Origin of the sequence: Paenibacillus algorifonticola (genome assembly GCF_050481745.1) — a bacterium.
Taxonomy (GTDB): Bacteria; Bacillota; Bacilli; order Paenibacillales; family Paenibacillaceae; genus Pristimantibacillus; species Pristimantibacillus algorifonticola_A.
Genome location: NZ_JBCNGR010000008.1, coordinates 67,097 through 81,201 on the forward strand (window position 1 = coordinate 67,097; position 14,105 = coordinate 81,201).

The 14,105-nt window shown below is 48.5% G+C and carries 16 protein-coding genes; 4 read left to right on the plus strand and 12 right to left on the minus strand.

What is annotated here, in order from left to right; translation table 11 throughout:
- Positions 1-77: 77 nt before the first annotated feature.
- Positions 78-608 carry a YqhR family membrane protein gene (locus ABEW34_RS07885; RefSeq protein WP_430156789.1) on the minus strand — a complete coding sequence of 177 codons (531 nt, stop codon included), beginning with the start codon at positions 606-608 and terminating at the stop codon, positions 78-80.
- Between the two features lie 296 nt (positions 609-904).
- On the opposite strand from ABEW34_RS07885, the gene ABEW34_RS07890 reads away from it, so the two are divergent.
- Both ABEW34_RS07890 and ABEW34_RS07895 read left to right on the plus strand, forming a co-directional pair.
- Positions 905-1,822 carry a DUF1385 domain-containing protein gene (locus ABEW34_RS07890; protein WP_430158501.1) on the plus strand — a complete coding sequence of 306 codons (918 nt, stop codon included), beginning with the start codon at positions 905-907 and terminating at the stop codon, positions 1,820-1,822.
- 13 nt (positions 1,823-1,835) lie between these two features.
- Complete coding sequence (locus ABEW34_RS07895) at positions 1,836-2,141, plus strand: hypothetical protein (RefSeq protein ID WP_430156791.1); 306 nt, start codon at positions 1,836-1,838, stop codon at positions 2,139-2,141.
- 124 nt (positions 2,142-2,265) lie between these two features.
- Here ABEW34_RS07895 and mntR read toward each other — a convergent pair whose 3' ends face one another.
- Positions 2,266-2,688 (minus strand): transcriptional regulator MntR, encoded by a 423-nt coding sequence (gene mntR, locus ABEW34_RS07900; RefSeq protein WP_056029020.1) that lies wholly within the window; start codon positions 2,686-2,688, stop codon positions 2,266-2,268.
- Between the two features lie 336 nt (positions 2,689-3,024).
- Here mntR and splB point away from each other — a divergent pair, with 336 nt between their 5' ends.
- The gene (gene splB / locus ABEW34_RS07905) at positions 3,025-4,095 is read left to right on the plus strand and encodes a spore photoproduct lyase (protein WP_430156794.1); all 1,071 of its coding nucleotides are present in this window, start codon (positions 3,025-3,027) and stop codon (positions 4,093-4,095) included.
- A 17-nt stretch (positions 4,096-4,112) separates the two neighbouring features.
- Here splB and ABEW34_RS07910 read toward each other — a convergent pair whose 3' ends face one another.
- The 4 genes from ABEW34_RS07910 to ABEW34_RS07925 form a co-directional block, all read right to left on the minus strand.
- Complete coding sequence (locus ABEW34_RS07910; protein WP_099519824.1) at positions 4,113-4,832, minus strand: cytochrome c biogenesis CcdA family protein; 720 nt, start codon at positions 4,830-4,832, stop codon at positions 4,113-4,115.
- Positions 4,833-4,853: 21 nt separating this feature from the next.
- Positions 4,854-5,663 carry a metal ABC transporter permease gene (locus tag ABEW34_RS07915; RefSeq protein WP_430156797.1) on the minus strand — a complete coding sequence of 270 codons (810 nt, stop codon included), beginning with the start codon at positions 5,661-5,663 and terminating at the stop codon, positions 4,854-4,856.
- Positions 5,647-6,492, minus strand: a complete 846-nt coding sequence (locus ABEW34_RS07920; protein ID WP_430156800.1) for a metal ABC transporter ATP-binding protein — start codon at positions 6,490-6,492, stop codon at positions 5,647-5,649. Before ABEW34_RS07920 ends, ABEW34_RS07915 begins: the two co-directional genes overlap by 17 nt.
- A gap of 73 nt (positions 6,493-6,565) precedes the next feature.
- Positions 6,566-7,594, minus strand: coding sequence for a metal ABC transporter solute-binding protein, Zn/Mn family (locus tag ABEW34_RS07925; protein ID WP_430156803.1), 1,029 nt, complete (start codon positions 7,592-7,594; stop codon positions 6,566-6,568).
- Positions 7,595-7,882: 288 nt separating this feature from the next.
- Between ABEW34_RS07925 and ABEW34_RS07930 the strand changes: the two genes are divergently transcribed.
- A complete protein-coding gene (locus ABEW34_RS07930) occupies positions 7,883-8,302 on the plus strand; it encodes a hypothetical protein (RefSeq protein WP_430156807.1) in 420 nt (139 codons plus the stop codon).
- Between the two features lie 165 nt (positions 8,303-8,467).
- Here the strand turns inward: ABEW34_RS07930 and metG are convergent, their stop codons facing one another.
- The 6 genes from metG to ABEW34_RS07960 all read right to left on the minus strand — a co-directional run bounded on the left by metG (position 8,468) and on the right by ABEW34_RS07960 (position 14,028).
- A complete protein-coding gene (metG, locus tag ABEW34_RS07935; RefSeq protein WP_430156810.1) occupies positions 8,468-10,483 on the minus strand; it encodes a methionine--tRNA ligase in 2,016 nt (671 codons plus the stop codon).
- A gap of 395 nt (positions 10,484-10,878) precedes the next feature.
- Complete coding sequence (gene yidD / locus ABEW34_RS07940) at positions 10,879-11,148, minus strand: membrane protein insertion efficiency factor YidD (protein WP_430156812.1); 270 nt, start codon at positions 11,146-11,148, stop codon at positions 10,879-10,881.
- Positions 11,148-11,615 (minus strand): Fur family transcriptional regulator, encoded by a 468-nt coding sequence (locus tag ABEW34_RS07945; RefSeq protein ID WP_430156814.1) that lies wholly within the window; start codon positions 11,613-11,615, stop codon positions 11,148-11,150. Before ABEW34_RS07945 ends, yidD begins: the two co-directional genes overlap by 1 nt.
- A gap of 90 nt (positions 11,616-11,705) precedes the next feature.
- The gene (locus ABEW34_RS07950; RefSeq protein ID WP_430156817.1) at positions 11,706-11,930 is read right to left on the minus strand and encodes a hypothetical protein; all 225 of its coding nucleotides are present in this window, start codon (positions 11,928-11,930) and stop codon (positions 11,706-11,708) included.
- Positions 11,931-11,963: 33 nt separating this feature from the next.
- Positions 11,964-12,164, minus strand: coding sequence for a hypothetical protein (locus ABEW34_RS07955; RefSeq protein ID WP_430156820.1), 201 nt, complete (start codon positions 12,162-12,164; stop codon positions 11,964-11,966).
- A gap of 148 nt (positions 12,165-12,312) precedes the next feature.
- On the minus strand, positions 12,313-14,028 hold the full coding sequence (locus ABEW34_RS07960) for a S41 family peptidase (protein WP_430156823.1): 1,716 nt from the start codon (positions 14,026-14,028) through the stop codon (positions 12,313-12,315).
- Positions 14,029-14,105 lie beyond the last annotated feature (77 nt).

Sequence of the window (14,105 nt, forward strand, 5' to 3'; positions counted from 1 at the left end):
CGGACAAATCAATGTGAAAGACAAAGATCAATTGCCATTTTACCACATATGCCCGCCGCTTGAGAAGGGACAACTATTCAGCTTGCTTGTACAGGCTCTCGGGACGCCTCGTCTGTAAATTCAAAAGCAATGGTATAGCCGATAAAAACACCCCATAGCAAAAAGACACATAGTTCGGCGCAAAGCGTATTCCAGCCTGTTTTCCACACCGATCGAGTCACATGGAGCAGCGGTCCTAAAGCAAGAAAAACGATCGCCCACCAAGCGAGCCCATAGAGCACACCAGGCCATGGACCTTTGAGCTTGCGTAACAACAGTCCGTATAGCAGCGCAGCAATTATTGAAAAAATAATGTAGCAGCCAATACCCACCACTACGCCCCAGCCCGACTTCAAAAAGGAGGAACGGAAAAACGGGTCCGCCATTATGCCTGGCAGCTCCAGTGTAAATTTCATTTCATAAAAAAACCAGCGCAAAATGCCCCAAATCAGGCCAGCAAAAAAGCCCGTCGATAAGCAGTACATCCAAATATTCGTATGATGCTTGCCTTCATATGGATTGCCGCCTTTTCCGGCGGTCCGTTTATTTTGTTTGTTTTCTGCCATCATTTCCTTCGCCTCCAGCTTGTAATCACCTGTCGCCTCCTAAATAAAAGAAGCCATGTTTAAGTATGTGAAAAAAAGCATAGAAGTAACCGCTTCTATTGGCAGTTGTTTGTGAATGGCCCGGGCAGCTCAAACGTTGGCAATTGCCGCACCGATCAAGTACAATAGAACTATTCGCAAGAAAATGAAAAAATGGATTCGTCACCTGATCGGGACGATACACTTTTAAGGAAGGTGACCAACACTTGTCGCAAAAGCCAAAAAGCATCTATGGAGGACAAGCTGTCATTGAAGGCGTCATGTTCGCAGGAAGCCATGTCAATGTTACCGCTGTTCGCCGAAAAAATGACGAAATCATCTTTTATGAGGTTCCGCGGACGACGAAGCGCTGGATCCAGCAGCTGAAAAAAATTCCGATCGTGCGTGGTGTTGTCGGCATAATAGATTCCAGCGCCAAAGGCTCGCAGCATCTGAACTTTTCTATGGAAAATTACGCGGAGGATGAGGCGAAGGAAGAAGCCGCCAAAAATCCCGAAGCACAGCCGAAGCCTGAGAAGGAGCAAAAATCCGGCTTCAGCCTTAGCATGATAGTCGGTGTTGCTGTGGCAGGCGTGCTATCGTTTATTTTCGGCAAGCTGATTTTCACCGCGGCTCCCGCTGCGCTGGAAGAACTATTGTTCAGCAATGTATTTGAGAGCAAAATCGGTCATAACCTATTAGAAGGACTTATCAAAATCATTTTATTGCTTGCTTATTTGTATCTGATGTCGCTTACGCCGATTATCAAAAGACTGTTTCAATATCATGGCGCCGAGCATAAAGTAATTAGCGCTTATGAAGCTGGTGAGAAGCTTACGATCAGCAATGTGCAAAAATACAGCCGCCTGCACTATCGCTGCGGCAGCAGCTTTATTATTTTCACTGTCATTGTCGGCGTTATTATTTATTCGCTGCCTTTCTTCACTTGGGACTCCATCTGGGAAAGAATTTACATTCGCATTTTGCTGCTCCCTATCGTTCTCGGCATTTCTTATGAAGTGCTGCGCATTACAAATGCGATGCGCGACATTCCCGTGCTGCGCTATCTCGGCTACCCGGGCCTGTGGCTGCAATTGCTGACAACGAAAGAGCCGAAGGACGATCAGGTTGCCGTATCCATCGCTTCCTTCAACCGGATGCGCGAGCTTGATCAACAAATGACCCATATTAAAGCGTAAGGGCGGAATGATTATGGCAAACAGGCCTAAAAAATGGAGCGTGCCAGCAATTATTATTATGTCTTTGCTTGGCATCGGAGTTATTTATGGCGTTTTGACCGATATGCGTTCATTCCTTATCCCGATTATCGTATTCGGCCTCATATATGTGCTTTACAAATTCCCGCCTGACCGCTGGAGAAGCCGTTCCGGCTCTGCCTCGCCTCAGGTGCGCCCTGGCAACCGCTCACAGCCTGCCAAACGCCCGAAATCGCAGCGTACGCCGTTCCGTGTTATCGAAGGCGGCAAAGAAGATGATGATCTGCCGAAGTATCATTAAGCCACTGCAGCCCGCGATAACAGCTGGCCAATCACTCAAAAAGAGCGTGACCCCGATTTCTCGGAGGTCACGCTCTTTTTTTGGGTAACTGCAACATGCTTCGTTTCACTTCATATTTGCATTATCACTCATTATCGAGCTCGGCGCGAACCGCTTTAAGGTCATCCAATCGGGAAGGATCACGTTCGAAAAATGCAACGAGCGTCTCAATGCAGGTGATCGAATCCCAGCTTAAATGATGTTCAATGCCTTCGACATCCTGATAAATATTCTCATCTTGGACGCCGATAATGGCCAGAAATGATTCCAGCAGATGGTGGCGCTCCACAAGCCGCTTGCCCATCTTCTTCCCTTTTGTCGTTAATACAAGACCACGATATTTCTCATAAATTAAGTAGTTATCTTTATCGAGCTTTTGAATCATCTTCGTCACTGACGAAGGGTGAACCTCCAGCCCTTCCGCAATATCCGATACTCTCGCGTAACCTTTTTCGTCTATGAGCTTATAAATTCGTTCCAAGTAGTCTTCCATGCTCGGTGTCGGCATTGAAGAACCCCCTAACCCAACTTCTTTCACCTTGTTTCCTCGGCGTTTCTCTAGTATCATACACTGTTTTGAAACCTGTCTGCAACCTTAAGGACAATCCGGGGCCGCGTAATAATTAATGGCATTAGCGATTGAAGCATTTCTTGAAATATAAGAATTTATAAGTTTCACATTTATCATTAGGCTTATATTTCTCGGACTGAAACGCGCTGCGCCGCCAGAGGACTGCTTTCGGCCGTTTCACCTTACAACTCCCAGTTTGAAGCCCACCCACTTGACGCACATTATAACCTGAGCTTCTTATTGTTGAAGCATCAAAGCAAAGGAGGTGCGCTCATGGCTTTCACCGTAGAGGAGCGTCCGAAAGCAGCGCTGAAAAGCTTATCCTTCGTACCCGAGCTCGTATATTTTGAACCGGATGCGCTAAATTATCCGAAAGGCAAGCGCATATATGACTGGGTGCAAAAGGAAGGCATTCCATTCCGCATGACCAGCTCGCATAACCGGATTACCAATTTGCCCGGTGAAACCGAGCTTGAGAAATACCGAATTGCCAAACGCACGCTCGTCGTCGGCATTCGCAAAACGCTAACCTTTGATAATTCCAAGCCGTCAGCGGAATATGCCATTCCCATTGCGACCGGCTGCATGGCGCATTGCCATTATTGCTATTTGCAGACGACGCTTGGCGCAAAGCCCTATATTCGCGTTTATGTCAACATCGATGAGATTATCGGCGCCGCCAAGCAATACATCGACGAGCGAGCACCGGAAATAACCCGCTTCGAAGCTGCCTGTACGTCCGATCCTGTCGGGCTGGAGCCCATTACGGGAAGCCTGCGCGAGCTGATTGAATTTATGGCGGAGCAGCCACTAGGCCGACTGCGCTTCGTAACGAAATTCCATCATGTCGACTCACTGCTGGATGTTAAGCATAATGGCCATACCCGCATTCGCTTCAGCGTCAACAGCAAATATGTGATCAAAAATTTCGAGCCGGCCACCTCCCGCTTCGAGCAGAGAATTGAAGCCGCAGCCAAAGTAGCTAAAGCCGGTTATCCGCTCGGCTTTATCATTGCGCCGATCATCTGGCATGAGGGCTGGGAGGAAGGCTACGCAGAGCTGCTCGCATCGCTTGCAGAAGCGCTACCTGAAGAGGCGAAGCAAGCCGATTTAACCTTTGAGCTTATCCAGCACCGTTTTACGAAAACAGCGAAAAACGTGATAGAGCGCCGCTATCCGCGCACGAAGCTGGAAATGGACATTGAGAAGCGAAAATACAAATGGGGTCGCTGGGGACAAGGAAAATATGTCTACCCTACAGAACAAGCAGATGCGCTCCGATTATTTATATCAGAGCGCATCTTTGAACATTTTCCTCAAGCAAAAATTGAATATTTCACTTAACTCTGCAAGCATAGGAATTAAAACTTCAACCAATCCGGCGTAATGAGATTCAGCCACGATGTAATTTGCGTCATTTGATCGGTGAAGAGCATAATGCCAAGCACAATCATAATCGCTCCGCCGACCTTCATCACCGTATTCGTATATTTCAGCAGCCATCTCGCTGAGCCCAGGAAAAAAGCCAATACGAAAAACGGAATGGCAAAGCCTAAAGCATAGGCCGTAGTCAGCTTAAACCAGGTATTCGGCTCGGAAGCCGCCAAAGCCAGAATCGCCGTTAAGGCTGGTCCTGTGCAAGGCGACCACCCGGCCGAAAATCCGATGCCAAAAATAAAGGAGCCTAAATAGCCGGTTTTTTTCGAAGGATCAAACGGCAGCTTGCGCGTCTTCATCAGCAATTGCGGCTGAAAAACGCCGAGCAGGAACAGGCCCATCAGCACAATTAAAATCGCCGATAATTTGCGAATGAGCGGCTCATATTCGCTGAACGTTTCCGCGAACACATTCGTACCGTAGCCAAGCGTGTAATAAACCGTACAGAAACCGATAATGAAAAATAGCGTATGCAGCATCGTGCGAGAGCGCATTTGCTTGCTCGTATGCTCATTATTTTTGAGATCGCTGACGGAAATGCCGGTTATGTAAGATAAATAAGATGGATACAAGGGCAAGCAGCATGGAGAGATGAAGGAGGCAAAGCCAGCCCCGAGTGCAAGCCAAATATTAAGATCGTTCACCGTACAGCACCTCGATTTTGATTAACTCCCTGTTCTTATTCCCCGCTTGAACAGCAGCAAGGCCAGCAAAATAACAATCAGCAGAAGCACGATCGTGCCACCCGGAGCCAAGTTCCAAATTCCTGCAACCATCAAGCCGCAAATAACGGCAATTTCACCAATAATGACGACGGTAATAATGCTCTGCCGAAAGCTGCGCGCAATAATAAGACTGCAAGCCGCTGGAATCGTCAGCAGTGCAGACACAAGCAGCGCTCCCACGATTTTGATGGAAGCACTAATAACAAGCGCGGTTAACACGCTAATCATAACATTATAAAAACGGACGGGCAACCCGCTCACCGCTGCTGCATCCTCATCAAAAGTAAGCAAAAACAGCTCCTTCACCTGCAGCCTGATGGCTACAAGAACGATAACCGTAACCACGGCAATCGTAATTAAATCGATATTGCTCAGCGTATAAATGCTGCCGAACAAATAGCCGGTAACATTGACATTAAAGCCTTTGCCCATTGTGAACAAAATCGAAGCCAGCGCAACGCCGCCTGACATAATAATCGCAATGGACAGCTCGGCATAGGATTTATAGGCTTTCCTCAGCTTTTCAATCGCAAACGAAGCCGCAACAGCGAACAGCAGACCTACCGCAACCGGATACACCCCAATTAAGAAACCAAGCGCAACACCCGCAATGGATACATGTGACAGCGTATCGCCAATCATGGACAAACGGCGCAGCACGAGAAAAATGCCCATCAGCGGCGCTGTCACTCCGATAAGCAAGCCGCCAATCAGCGCCCTTTGAAAAAATTCGCTAGTAACGATCTCCAACCTGAACAACCTCTTCTCTGCTATCCATTTCCTGACGAAGCCCGCGCAGACTGTGAGTCAGATCATCTTGCGCACAATTTTGCAAATCATGCGAATGTTTTTTGTAAAACTTCAGCTTGCCGCTTTGCGCTGCCTGATGCAGTCCCAAATAAGTGCGGATCATCTCCATATCATGGGATACCATGAGGAAGGTGATATTGTGATGCTGATGCATATGCTTGATCATATGGAAAAAGCTTTCCTGCGTCTCTGCATCGATCCCTACAGTAGGCTCATCCAAAATAAGCAGCGACGGATTGTTAATAAGCGCCCGCGCCAAGAAAGCACGCTGCTGCTGGCCACCGGATAGCTGGCCGATCCGCTTGTCCGCCAAATCCTCGATTTTCATCGCATGCAGGGCGTCATCTGCCTTTAAGTAATCGCTCTTCGTTATGCGGCGAAACAGCTTATTGCGGCCGTAAAGGCCCGATAGCACCACTTCACGAACCGTCGCTGGAAAAAGGGGATTAAACGCATTTTTTTGCGGCACATAACCAATTTTTTCCCATGCCTTAAACTGGCCTACCGGCTCGCCGAACAAACGAATGACGCCGCTCTCCGGCTTCAGCAAGCCAACAATCATTTTGAGCAGCGTCGTCTTTCCCGCGCCGTTCGAGCCAATCAGCCCGATAAAATCACGCTCGCGAACGCTCAAATTAAGCCCGGTAATGACGCGCTGCTGCTGGTACGAGAAGGTAACGCCCTCCAGCGAAATAATATCCTGATGGCAGTCGCCTGCCGGGCTGGAAAGCAAGTCCGCTTCTGGCAGCCTCTCTGTCACTTGCTGCATCCTGTCAACCTCCCTTGCTTATTACTATATTGTTATACTTCCCTGATTATATCATTTATAAAGCGCCGTTTACCTATTTCAGTGCTTTCAAGAGATTTTGCAAATTCGCTTCCATCAGCGTAATGTAGGTATCGCCATTTTTCTCCTGCTCTGGCGTCAGTCCCTCTACCGGATTCAGCATCAAGGTGTCTACCTTCGCTTCGCTCGCGAGCGTATCCGCAAGTGCCGGAGATACAAGCTCCTCGAAGAAGATATAGCGAATGCCTTGTTCCTTCACATATTTGGCGATATTCAACAAATCCTGCGCTCTAGGCTCAGCATCAGCCGATAATCCCATTATTGCCGTTTGCGTCAAGCCATAGTCGCGGGCCAAATAACCAAACGCCTGATGGGATACTACGATATCCTTCATCGTCGTTTTGGACAGCTCCTGCTCGAACTTCGCATCAAGTGCTGTTAGCTTGCTGTGCAGCGCTTCATAATTCGCCTCATATTCGGTTTTATGGGCACTGTCCACTTGAATGAGGCTATTTTTCACATTTTCAGCCATAATGATAGCCGATTTCGGGCTGACCCAAGTATGCGGATCGACATCGAGGGCATGCTCATGATTATGCTCGTCCGCAGCTGTGCCTTCTGCCTCATCGCTATGCTCTTCATGATCCGCATGCTCCTCTGCCGTTTCAGCGCTGTGATCATGCTCCTCTTCAGAACTGCCTTGAATCAGCTCAATACCTTTGCTCATTTCGGCCGTAATGATCGTCTGATCGTTCGGCAAACCCTTTAGAAAGCTGTCCGTCCAGCCTTCCAGTCCTGCTCCATTGTACAGAAACAGCTGCGCTTTGGAGGCGGTGCTGAGATCCTGGCTTTTCGGCGTCCAATCATGCGGCTCCACTCCTGCCGGGATGAGGTTGACGACATTGACATATTCACCGCCAATTTCTGAGGCGAAATAATAGAGAGGATAAAAACTAGTCACGACATTCGTCTTGCCTTCTACAATAGAAGATTTCGAATTGCTGCCGCATGCGGACAGCACAAGAACAACCGACAACAATAAAGCGGCCATAGCCGTTATTTTCTTGCTTGATACATTTTTCATTTCGCAAATGCTCCATTTCTGTGAAAACCGTTTTCTTTTAGTAATCGTTATGATTACGTTCAGATTATACGAGGGCTGGGCATCACTGTCAACTGCTATTCGCATGTTCTCGGTCTACTTCGAGCAGAACGCAAAGCGAGTATGGCGGTTGTGTGTCCATTCCGCTCCCGCTGTCGAAAAAAAATAAAGTGTTAGACTCGCAACATCCCATTAAGGTAACGGTCACTTATGTTGAGAGTAACATAAGTTGCCTTTGGTACGTCTATGTTACAAACAAGGGGGAAGAACATGAGGATAATAGGGTGCGTTATACTGCTGCTAGTCATGGGGCTTGCGATCATAGCTTGCAGCGAACCTCAAGCTGAGAAGCTGACCACAAAGACATTGCAAGAACTCTACCCAGGGGATATTGCGAATGTGGATTCCATTGAGATTACGGACGGCAGCTCGGGCGAGCGGAAATTGTTCTCTAACAAAAAACAGATTCAAGAGTGGATCGATCAAGTGAAAAACATGAAATTCGAGCCTGATCCGAACCAAGAAGACCGGAGCGGCTTCCTGTATGCGGTATCTTTGCGGGAAGGTCACGAGAGCAAGCTGGGATTCACTCCGAATTCGCAGGGCAGGCACTATTACATCTACAATGAGGAATTGACAACCCGAATTCAAGAGTTGTTTGGAAACGGGGATTCCACAAAAAACGATTAATAAGAGCCGCACCAAAGCGGCATTCATTGCGTGAACGGAGAACGTTAATTCAATGACAACAACGGCAGTCTATAACTTATTTATCAAAAACTAATAAAAAGAGAACCGCAGCGGATTAGCTCCGCACGGTTCTCTCTTATGCTACTTGCTATACTGCCATTCCTTTTATTTCACAACAGCGCCGTTCGGCATATCGTCCGGCACTGTCGCCAGCGTTAGCTGGTCTTCGTGCGACGCAGCCAGAATCATCCCTTGCGACAATTCTCCGCGCAGCTTCACCGGCTTGAGGTTCGTCACGCAAATCACCTTGCGGCCGACAATCGACTCCGGCGTATAAAATTTCGCAATGCCCGAAACAACTTGGCGCTGCTCATAACCGAGATCGAGCTGCAGCTTCAGCAGCTTGTCGGCTTTCTTCACGGGCTCGGCAGCGATGACCTGCGCCACTCGCAGCTCTACCTTGGCGAAATCGTCGATGCCGATTTCTTCCTTGCTCTCCACCGGAGCCGTGTCTGCCGCGGCTCCTTCCGCTCCAGCGCCAGCCGCTTGCTGCGCGGCTTCCGGCTGCGCTTCCGCCTTGGCAGCGCCGCCGCCCATCTCGGCTGCGATAAAAGCAACCTCATCCGCCGTCTCCAGGCGTGGGAACAGCGGGCTGTCCTTTTGCACCCGCGTGCCTGCCGGCAGCTGCCCGAACGTGCGCATGCTCTCCCATGACGTCAGCTCGCCCGGCTGAATGCCGAGCTGCTTCCACAGCTCCCGCGGCGCATGCGTCAGAAACGGCTGAAGCATAATCGACGTGAAACGCAGCGCTTCCGCCAAATGCTGCATAACCGCAGCCAGCTCCGCGCGCCTCTCTTCATCCTTCGCCAGCGTCCACGGCTGGGTCTCATCAATATATTTGTTCGTCCGGCTGACGAACTGCCAGATCGCAGCAAGTGCAACGGAAAACTCCATGTTTTCCATAGCGGCCTCCACAGAAGCAATCGTATCCTGCGCCAGCGCTTCGAGCGAAGCGTCGAATGGCGTGATTTGTCCGGCATATGTCGGAATCTCGCCATCAAAATATTTATCAATCATCGCAACGGTACGATTAAGCAAATTGCCGAGGTCGTTGGCAAGATCAAAGTTAATGCGCTCGACGAAGTTTTCCGGCGTAAAGGTGCCATCGGCACCGAAAGGCACCTCGCGCAGCAAATAATAGCGGACAGCATCGAGGCCATAACGGTCGATCAGCATAACCGGGTCCACAACATTGCCCTTCGACTTCGACATTTTGCCATCCTTCATGAGCAGCCAGCCATGGGCAAATACCTTTTTCGGAATCGGCAGGTTGAGCGCCATGAGCATAATCGGCCAATAGATCGTATGGAAACGAACGATTTCCTTGCCTACGAGATGGACATCTGCCGGCCAGAAGCGCTCATATTTAGCTGCAGCCTCGGGGTCATCGCTGCCATAGCCAAGCGCCGTAACATAATTGGAAAGCGCATCAATCCACACATAAATGACATGCTTCGGATCTCCAGGCACTTTAATTCCCCAATCGAAGGTCGTACGCGATACGGCAAGATCCTCCAAGCCCGGCTTGATGAAATTGTTGATCATTTCATTTTTGCGTGATTCCGGCTGAATAAAATGGGGGTTGTCCTCATATAGCTTAAGCAGGCGGTCTGCATATTTGCTCATCCGGAAAAAATAACTCTCTTCCTTTACCAGCTCGACCGGACGTCCGCAATCCGGACAATTCCCATTTTCAAGCTGGCGCTCAAGGAAAAAGGATTCACACGGCGTACAGTACCAGCCTTCATACGTACCCTTATAAATATCATCCTGTTTGAGCAGCTGATCGAAAATTTTCTCAACGACCTTCTTATGCCGCTCCTCCGTCGTGCGAATAAAATCATCATTGGAAATTTCCAGCTTCGCCCACAAGCTTTTAATGCCGACTACGATATCATCGACGAATTGCTGAGGCGTCTTGCCTTGCTCCTGTGCCTTGCGCTCGATCTTCTGCCCATGCTCATCGGTTCCGGTCAAAAACCAGACGTCGTAGCCGCGCAGCCGCTTGTATCTCGCCATCGCGTCGCCCGCCACCGTTGTATACGCATGCCCTATGTGCAGCTTGTCGCTCGGATAATAAATCGGCGTAGTCAAATAAAACGTTTTGTTGTCATTCACCATCTCAGCAGCCTCCCAATTTTCGATTCTAAAAGCACATAAAAACGCAAAAAACTCCCGTCCAACATGGGACGAGAGTATAAAACTCACGTGGTACCACCCAAATTCCCCTTGCATCTTCTCCTCATTCGCAGAAAAAAACGCAATGGCTTCGTGTGCCGCCGATTGAAGGCGGACAATCCCGTTAACGCCGGTCAAACGCTGCCCTCTTACCCGCTCCCGCCCAGTCAAACCCAGGGCTCGCGCTGCTCAAAGACAGATCCTCCAGGACCATATTCCAACTTTGCCCGTACCGGCTCGCACCTTATTGCCCGGCTCTCTGCGACGCAGCCTCCATTGTACTTATCCATTCATCAGACTCATATATGACAAAATATACCGAACCGTCAGCCCTTCTGTCAAGTAGGCTGATCCCCCTCGCTCTGCTTTCCGCCCTTTACGGGAGGAACCGGATCGTAGCCACCGGCGTGAAACGGGTGACAGCGGCTAATCCGCCGCGCCGCAAGCCATGAGCCCCTGAGTACGCCATGCTTCTCAATGGCCTCCAGCGCATAGGCGGAGCATGTTGGAGCAAAGCGGCAGGAAGGGGGCAAATGCGGTGAAATCGCTTTGCGGTAAAAATGAATCGGCGCTTGAACGACACGTCTGGCAACAGGTCTCTTTTCCATTAGCTTTGCGCCGCTGCTGCTTCTTCCTGATCACAGTCTTTACAATAACCGAACACTTCAAACTTGTGCTTGACGATTCGGAAGTCAGCAGGCGCAGTTGTCTGTTCCATTGGGCAGCACATAATCGGGTACGTTTTGCCGCAGTTCAGACAAATCATATGATGGTGGTGGTCATGCTCGCGGCAATGCAGCTTGAACTTGACGCCCTCCTCGAATACCACCTGCTCCAGCACACCCAGCTCCTCCATGACACGCAGGTTGCGGTATACCGTATCGAAGCTAAGTCCGGAATAGGACTTGCCCATGTATTCATAAACATCCTTAGGGGCTAAGTAGCCAGGCGATTCTGCGAATAGCTTGGCCAGCGTCTTGCGCTGGTCGGTAATGCGCAGTCCTTGGCTCGACATGATTCTCACAATATCTTCAATGGTATGCGTATGTGAATGTGAATGTGCATGTGTACTCATGCCACAAACCTCCTGCCTCTGAAATCTCTTTCTCCCATAATGCCGAAAAAAAAGACTCTCGTCAATGAGAGCCTTCCTGCCGCTGCTATTTTAACCGTTCAACCGCATATTAATTAGGAAGCTCGCGACCATGGCAACAAACAAAATCAGGCTGGTAATTCCGAACGTTAGTCGCAAACTGTGCGCCTTGCGAAGTTTGTCCCCGCTACCCGCTTCCAGCTTGGCAAGCGTATAAGAGCGCTGCATAAAAAGAAATAAAATTAATGAAGTGACAAAAAACATATTAACAATAAACCATACGGCTGTCCAAAACATGCCCCGGCCCCCTCTAACCGCAAAATCCCTGGGCTACAGGAACCATCGATTTAATATCCACATAAATAAAACGAAGCTGACAACTGCCCCACCGATGCATATCCAGCCGGAACGAAACCGCTGCCCGAACATACGCATAATGCCAAAGCTCAGCAATCCGAAAATGAGCAGCAAAAAAACGACGCCCAAAATAAATAACGCTGGCGATACATTGCTGACATCTACTAAACTCACGCGATACACTCCCCCATAATATTTCTATCTAGCATTATAAGGGATTTGCCCTGCATAAAGCCAGTGCTAACGATTCAAGTGCAGCCACTTTCCTGCCATAAGTAACGAATTTGTCACGAATTAAGGCTTGAACATGGCTAGACTACCCTTATTTGCTGTATCCCAACATTTTCAAGGCGTAATTCAATTCCACATCTTCCCCTTGTATATACATTTGAGCAAAGGATTGTTCATCAAAAGGGATTCGAATGTCCGGAATCACTCCGCCCTCCCTCGTATGGTCGGCATCCCCTTGGATCCTTTTATCCTTATTTAGCGATCTACCATCAGGGAATTGGATTACATATCCTTCGGGCATCCTTATCTCTATCGGCCTGCTAACAATTCCAAACGAACCTGCCGTCGACGTAAACCCAATAATCTTTACATGGGGCAATCCCTTCAAGACCAGCGGCAAGCCTTCGCCCGAGCTCCCCGTTCTGCTATTAATCAAGACCATTACTTGACCAGCGAAGTAAGGAACTTGAGGCTTTACGGAAAGAATCTCATTTTGGTTGATCTCAAACCTGCCCGTGTTTCTATTGTAATAACTGACATATTCATAGTGCTTCTCCTTCTTTACAAAATAACCTGCCATCTTCGCCGCTAGCGCATCCTCGCCTCCGGGATTATCCCTGAGATCGATTATCAAGCCTTTGACATGACTAGCTTGAAAATGCTTCAATTGCTCGGACAACGATTTTTCGGGCGCAGGGAAATTCGAATTAGGGAGAAAATGCTTAATCTTCACATACCCGTTCCCGCCGCCGATTATATTTGCTTCAACAGGAGAGAAAGCTAAATCTTCTTGCGTCATTTTCGATTTCGTCAGCTTCAGCGTCTCGTATTGGTCATCGTAGGCTGTAAGGGTCACTTCATGCACCTTTGATTCTTCCAGATTCCGATACGCGACTTTTATTTTCTGGCCGATTGGCGCTCTTGCCATAAACCGCCCTTGATAATAAGCCTTTACCTCTTCAGTGGCATAGTAACTCTCACTCCATCTGGTCCTCTCAAAGGCCTCTTTGCCCGTTTTCCCGTCCCAAGCTACGATCTCCGCGCCTAAACGGATACCGTTCATATAGGCTGGGCTTCCTTCTAAAACGAGGCTAACCCGCACCTTGCCGTTGTCCAATTGGACCGTGCTGATGCCAAATCCACCGCCAACCTCGTCTTTGAATACTTTATCGTCTTCATACACGTTGTGATCCACCAGCTTGATATGTCCATCACCGATCGAGCCCAAATATTCCCTAAGCGTTCTGTAGTATAAATCCTTATCCTTATTTTTCTCCGCTTGCTCGAAGAGAACACTATACTTGACATTCAGTTCATTCCAATTGATTCCCTTCCAGCTTCCGAAAGGATACTCTCTGGAAAGTCTTTCATTCATTTCAGCAAAAGCATCGGTATAGCTCCTTGCACTTAAATCGCTAGCCGGATTATAACGAAGAACGCCAGCATTCATGATTGCGAAGATGATCGAAATGATGCCACAAGCACAGACGACAGACACAACATGCTGAATAAATTTATTTTGCTTATTTTTCAACAATGGGCTGGATCGAAATAATCCCTTTACCGTACATAGAAAAATAATAATGGTTGGCGTATAAATAATAAATGCTAACAAGGTTCTATCTCCGCCCAACAGGCTTGCAAGGAAGACAACGATTCCCAGAGCGGGCAAGAAGCCCAGCCATTTTGGAGCGGGATACTTTTTCACGAAGGCATACCTTGCTAATAAAAATAGATTCAATAAACACAATAGCATTTCATACGGGGTTAACCATTTTACCGAATCCAAAAGACCATAGACACTCATACCTTTATTCCTCCAATATGCTCCAACTGATTTCCTTGATGAGCTTATCGGTGAATTATGAACGGAGCGTGAACAGC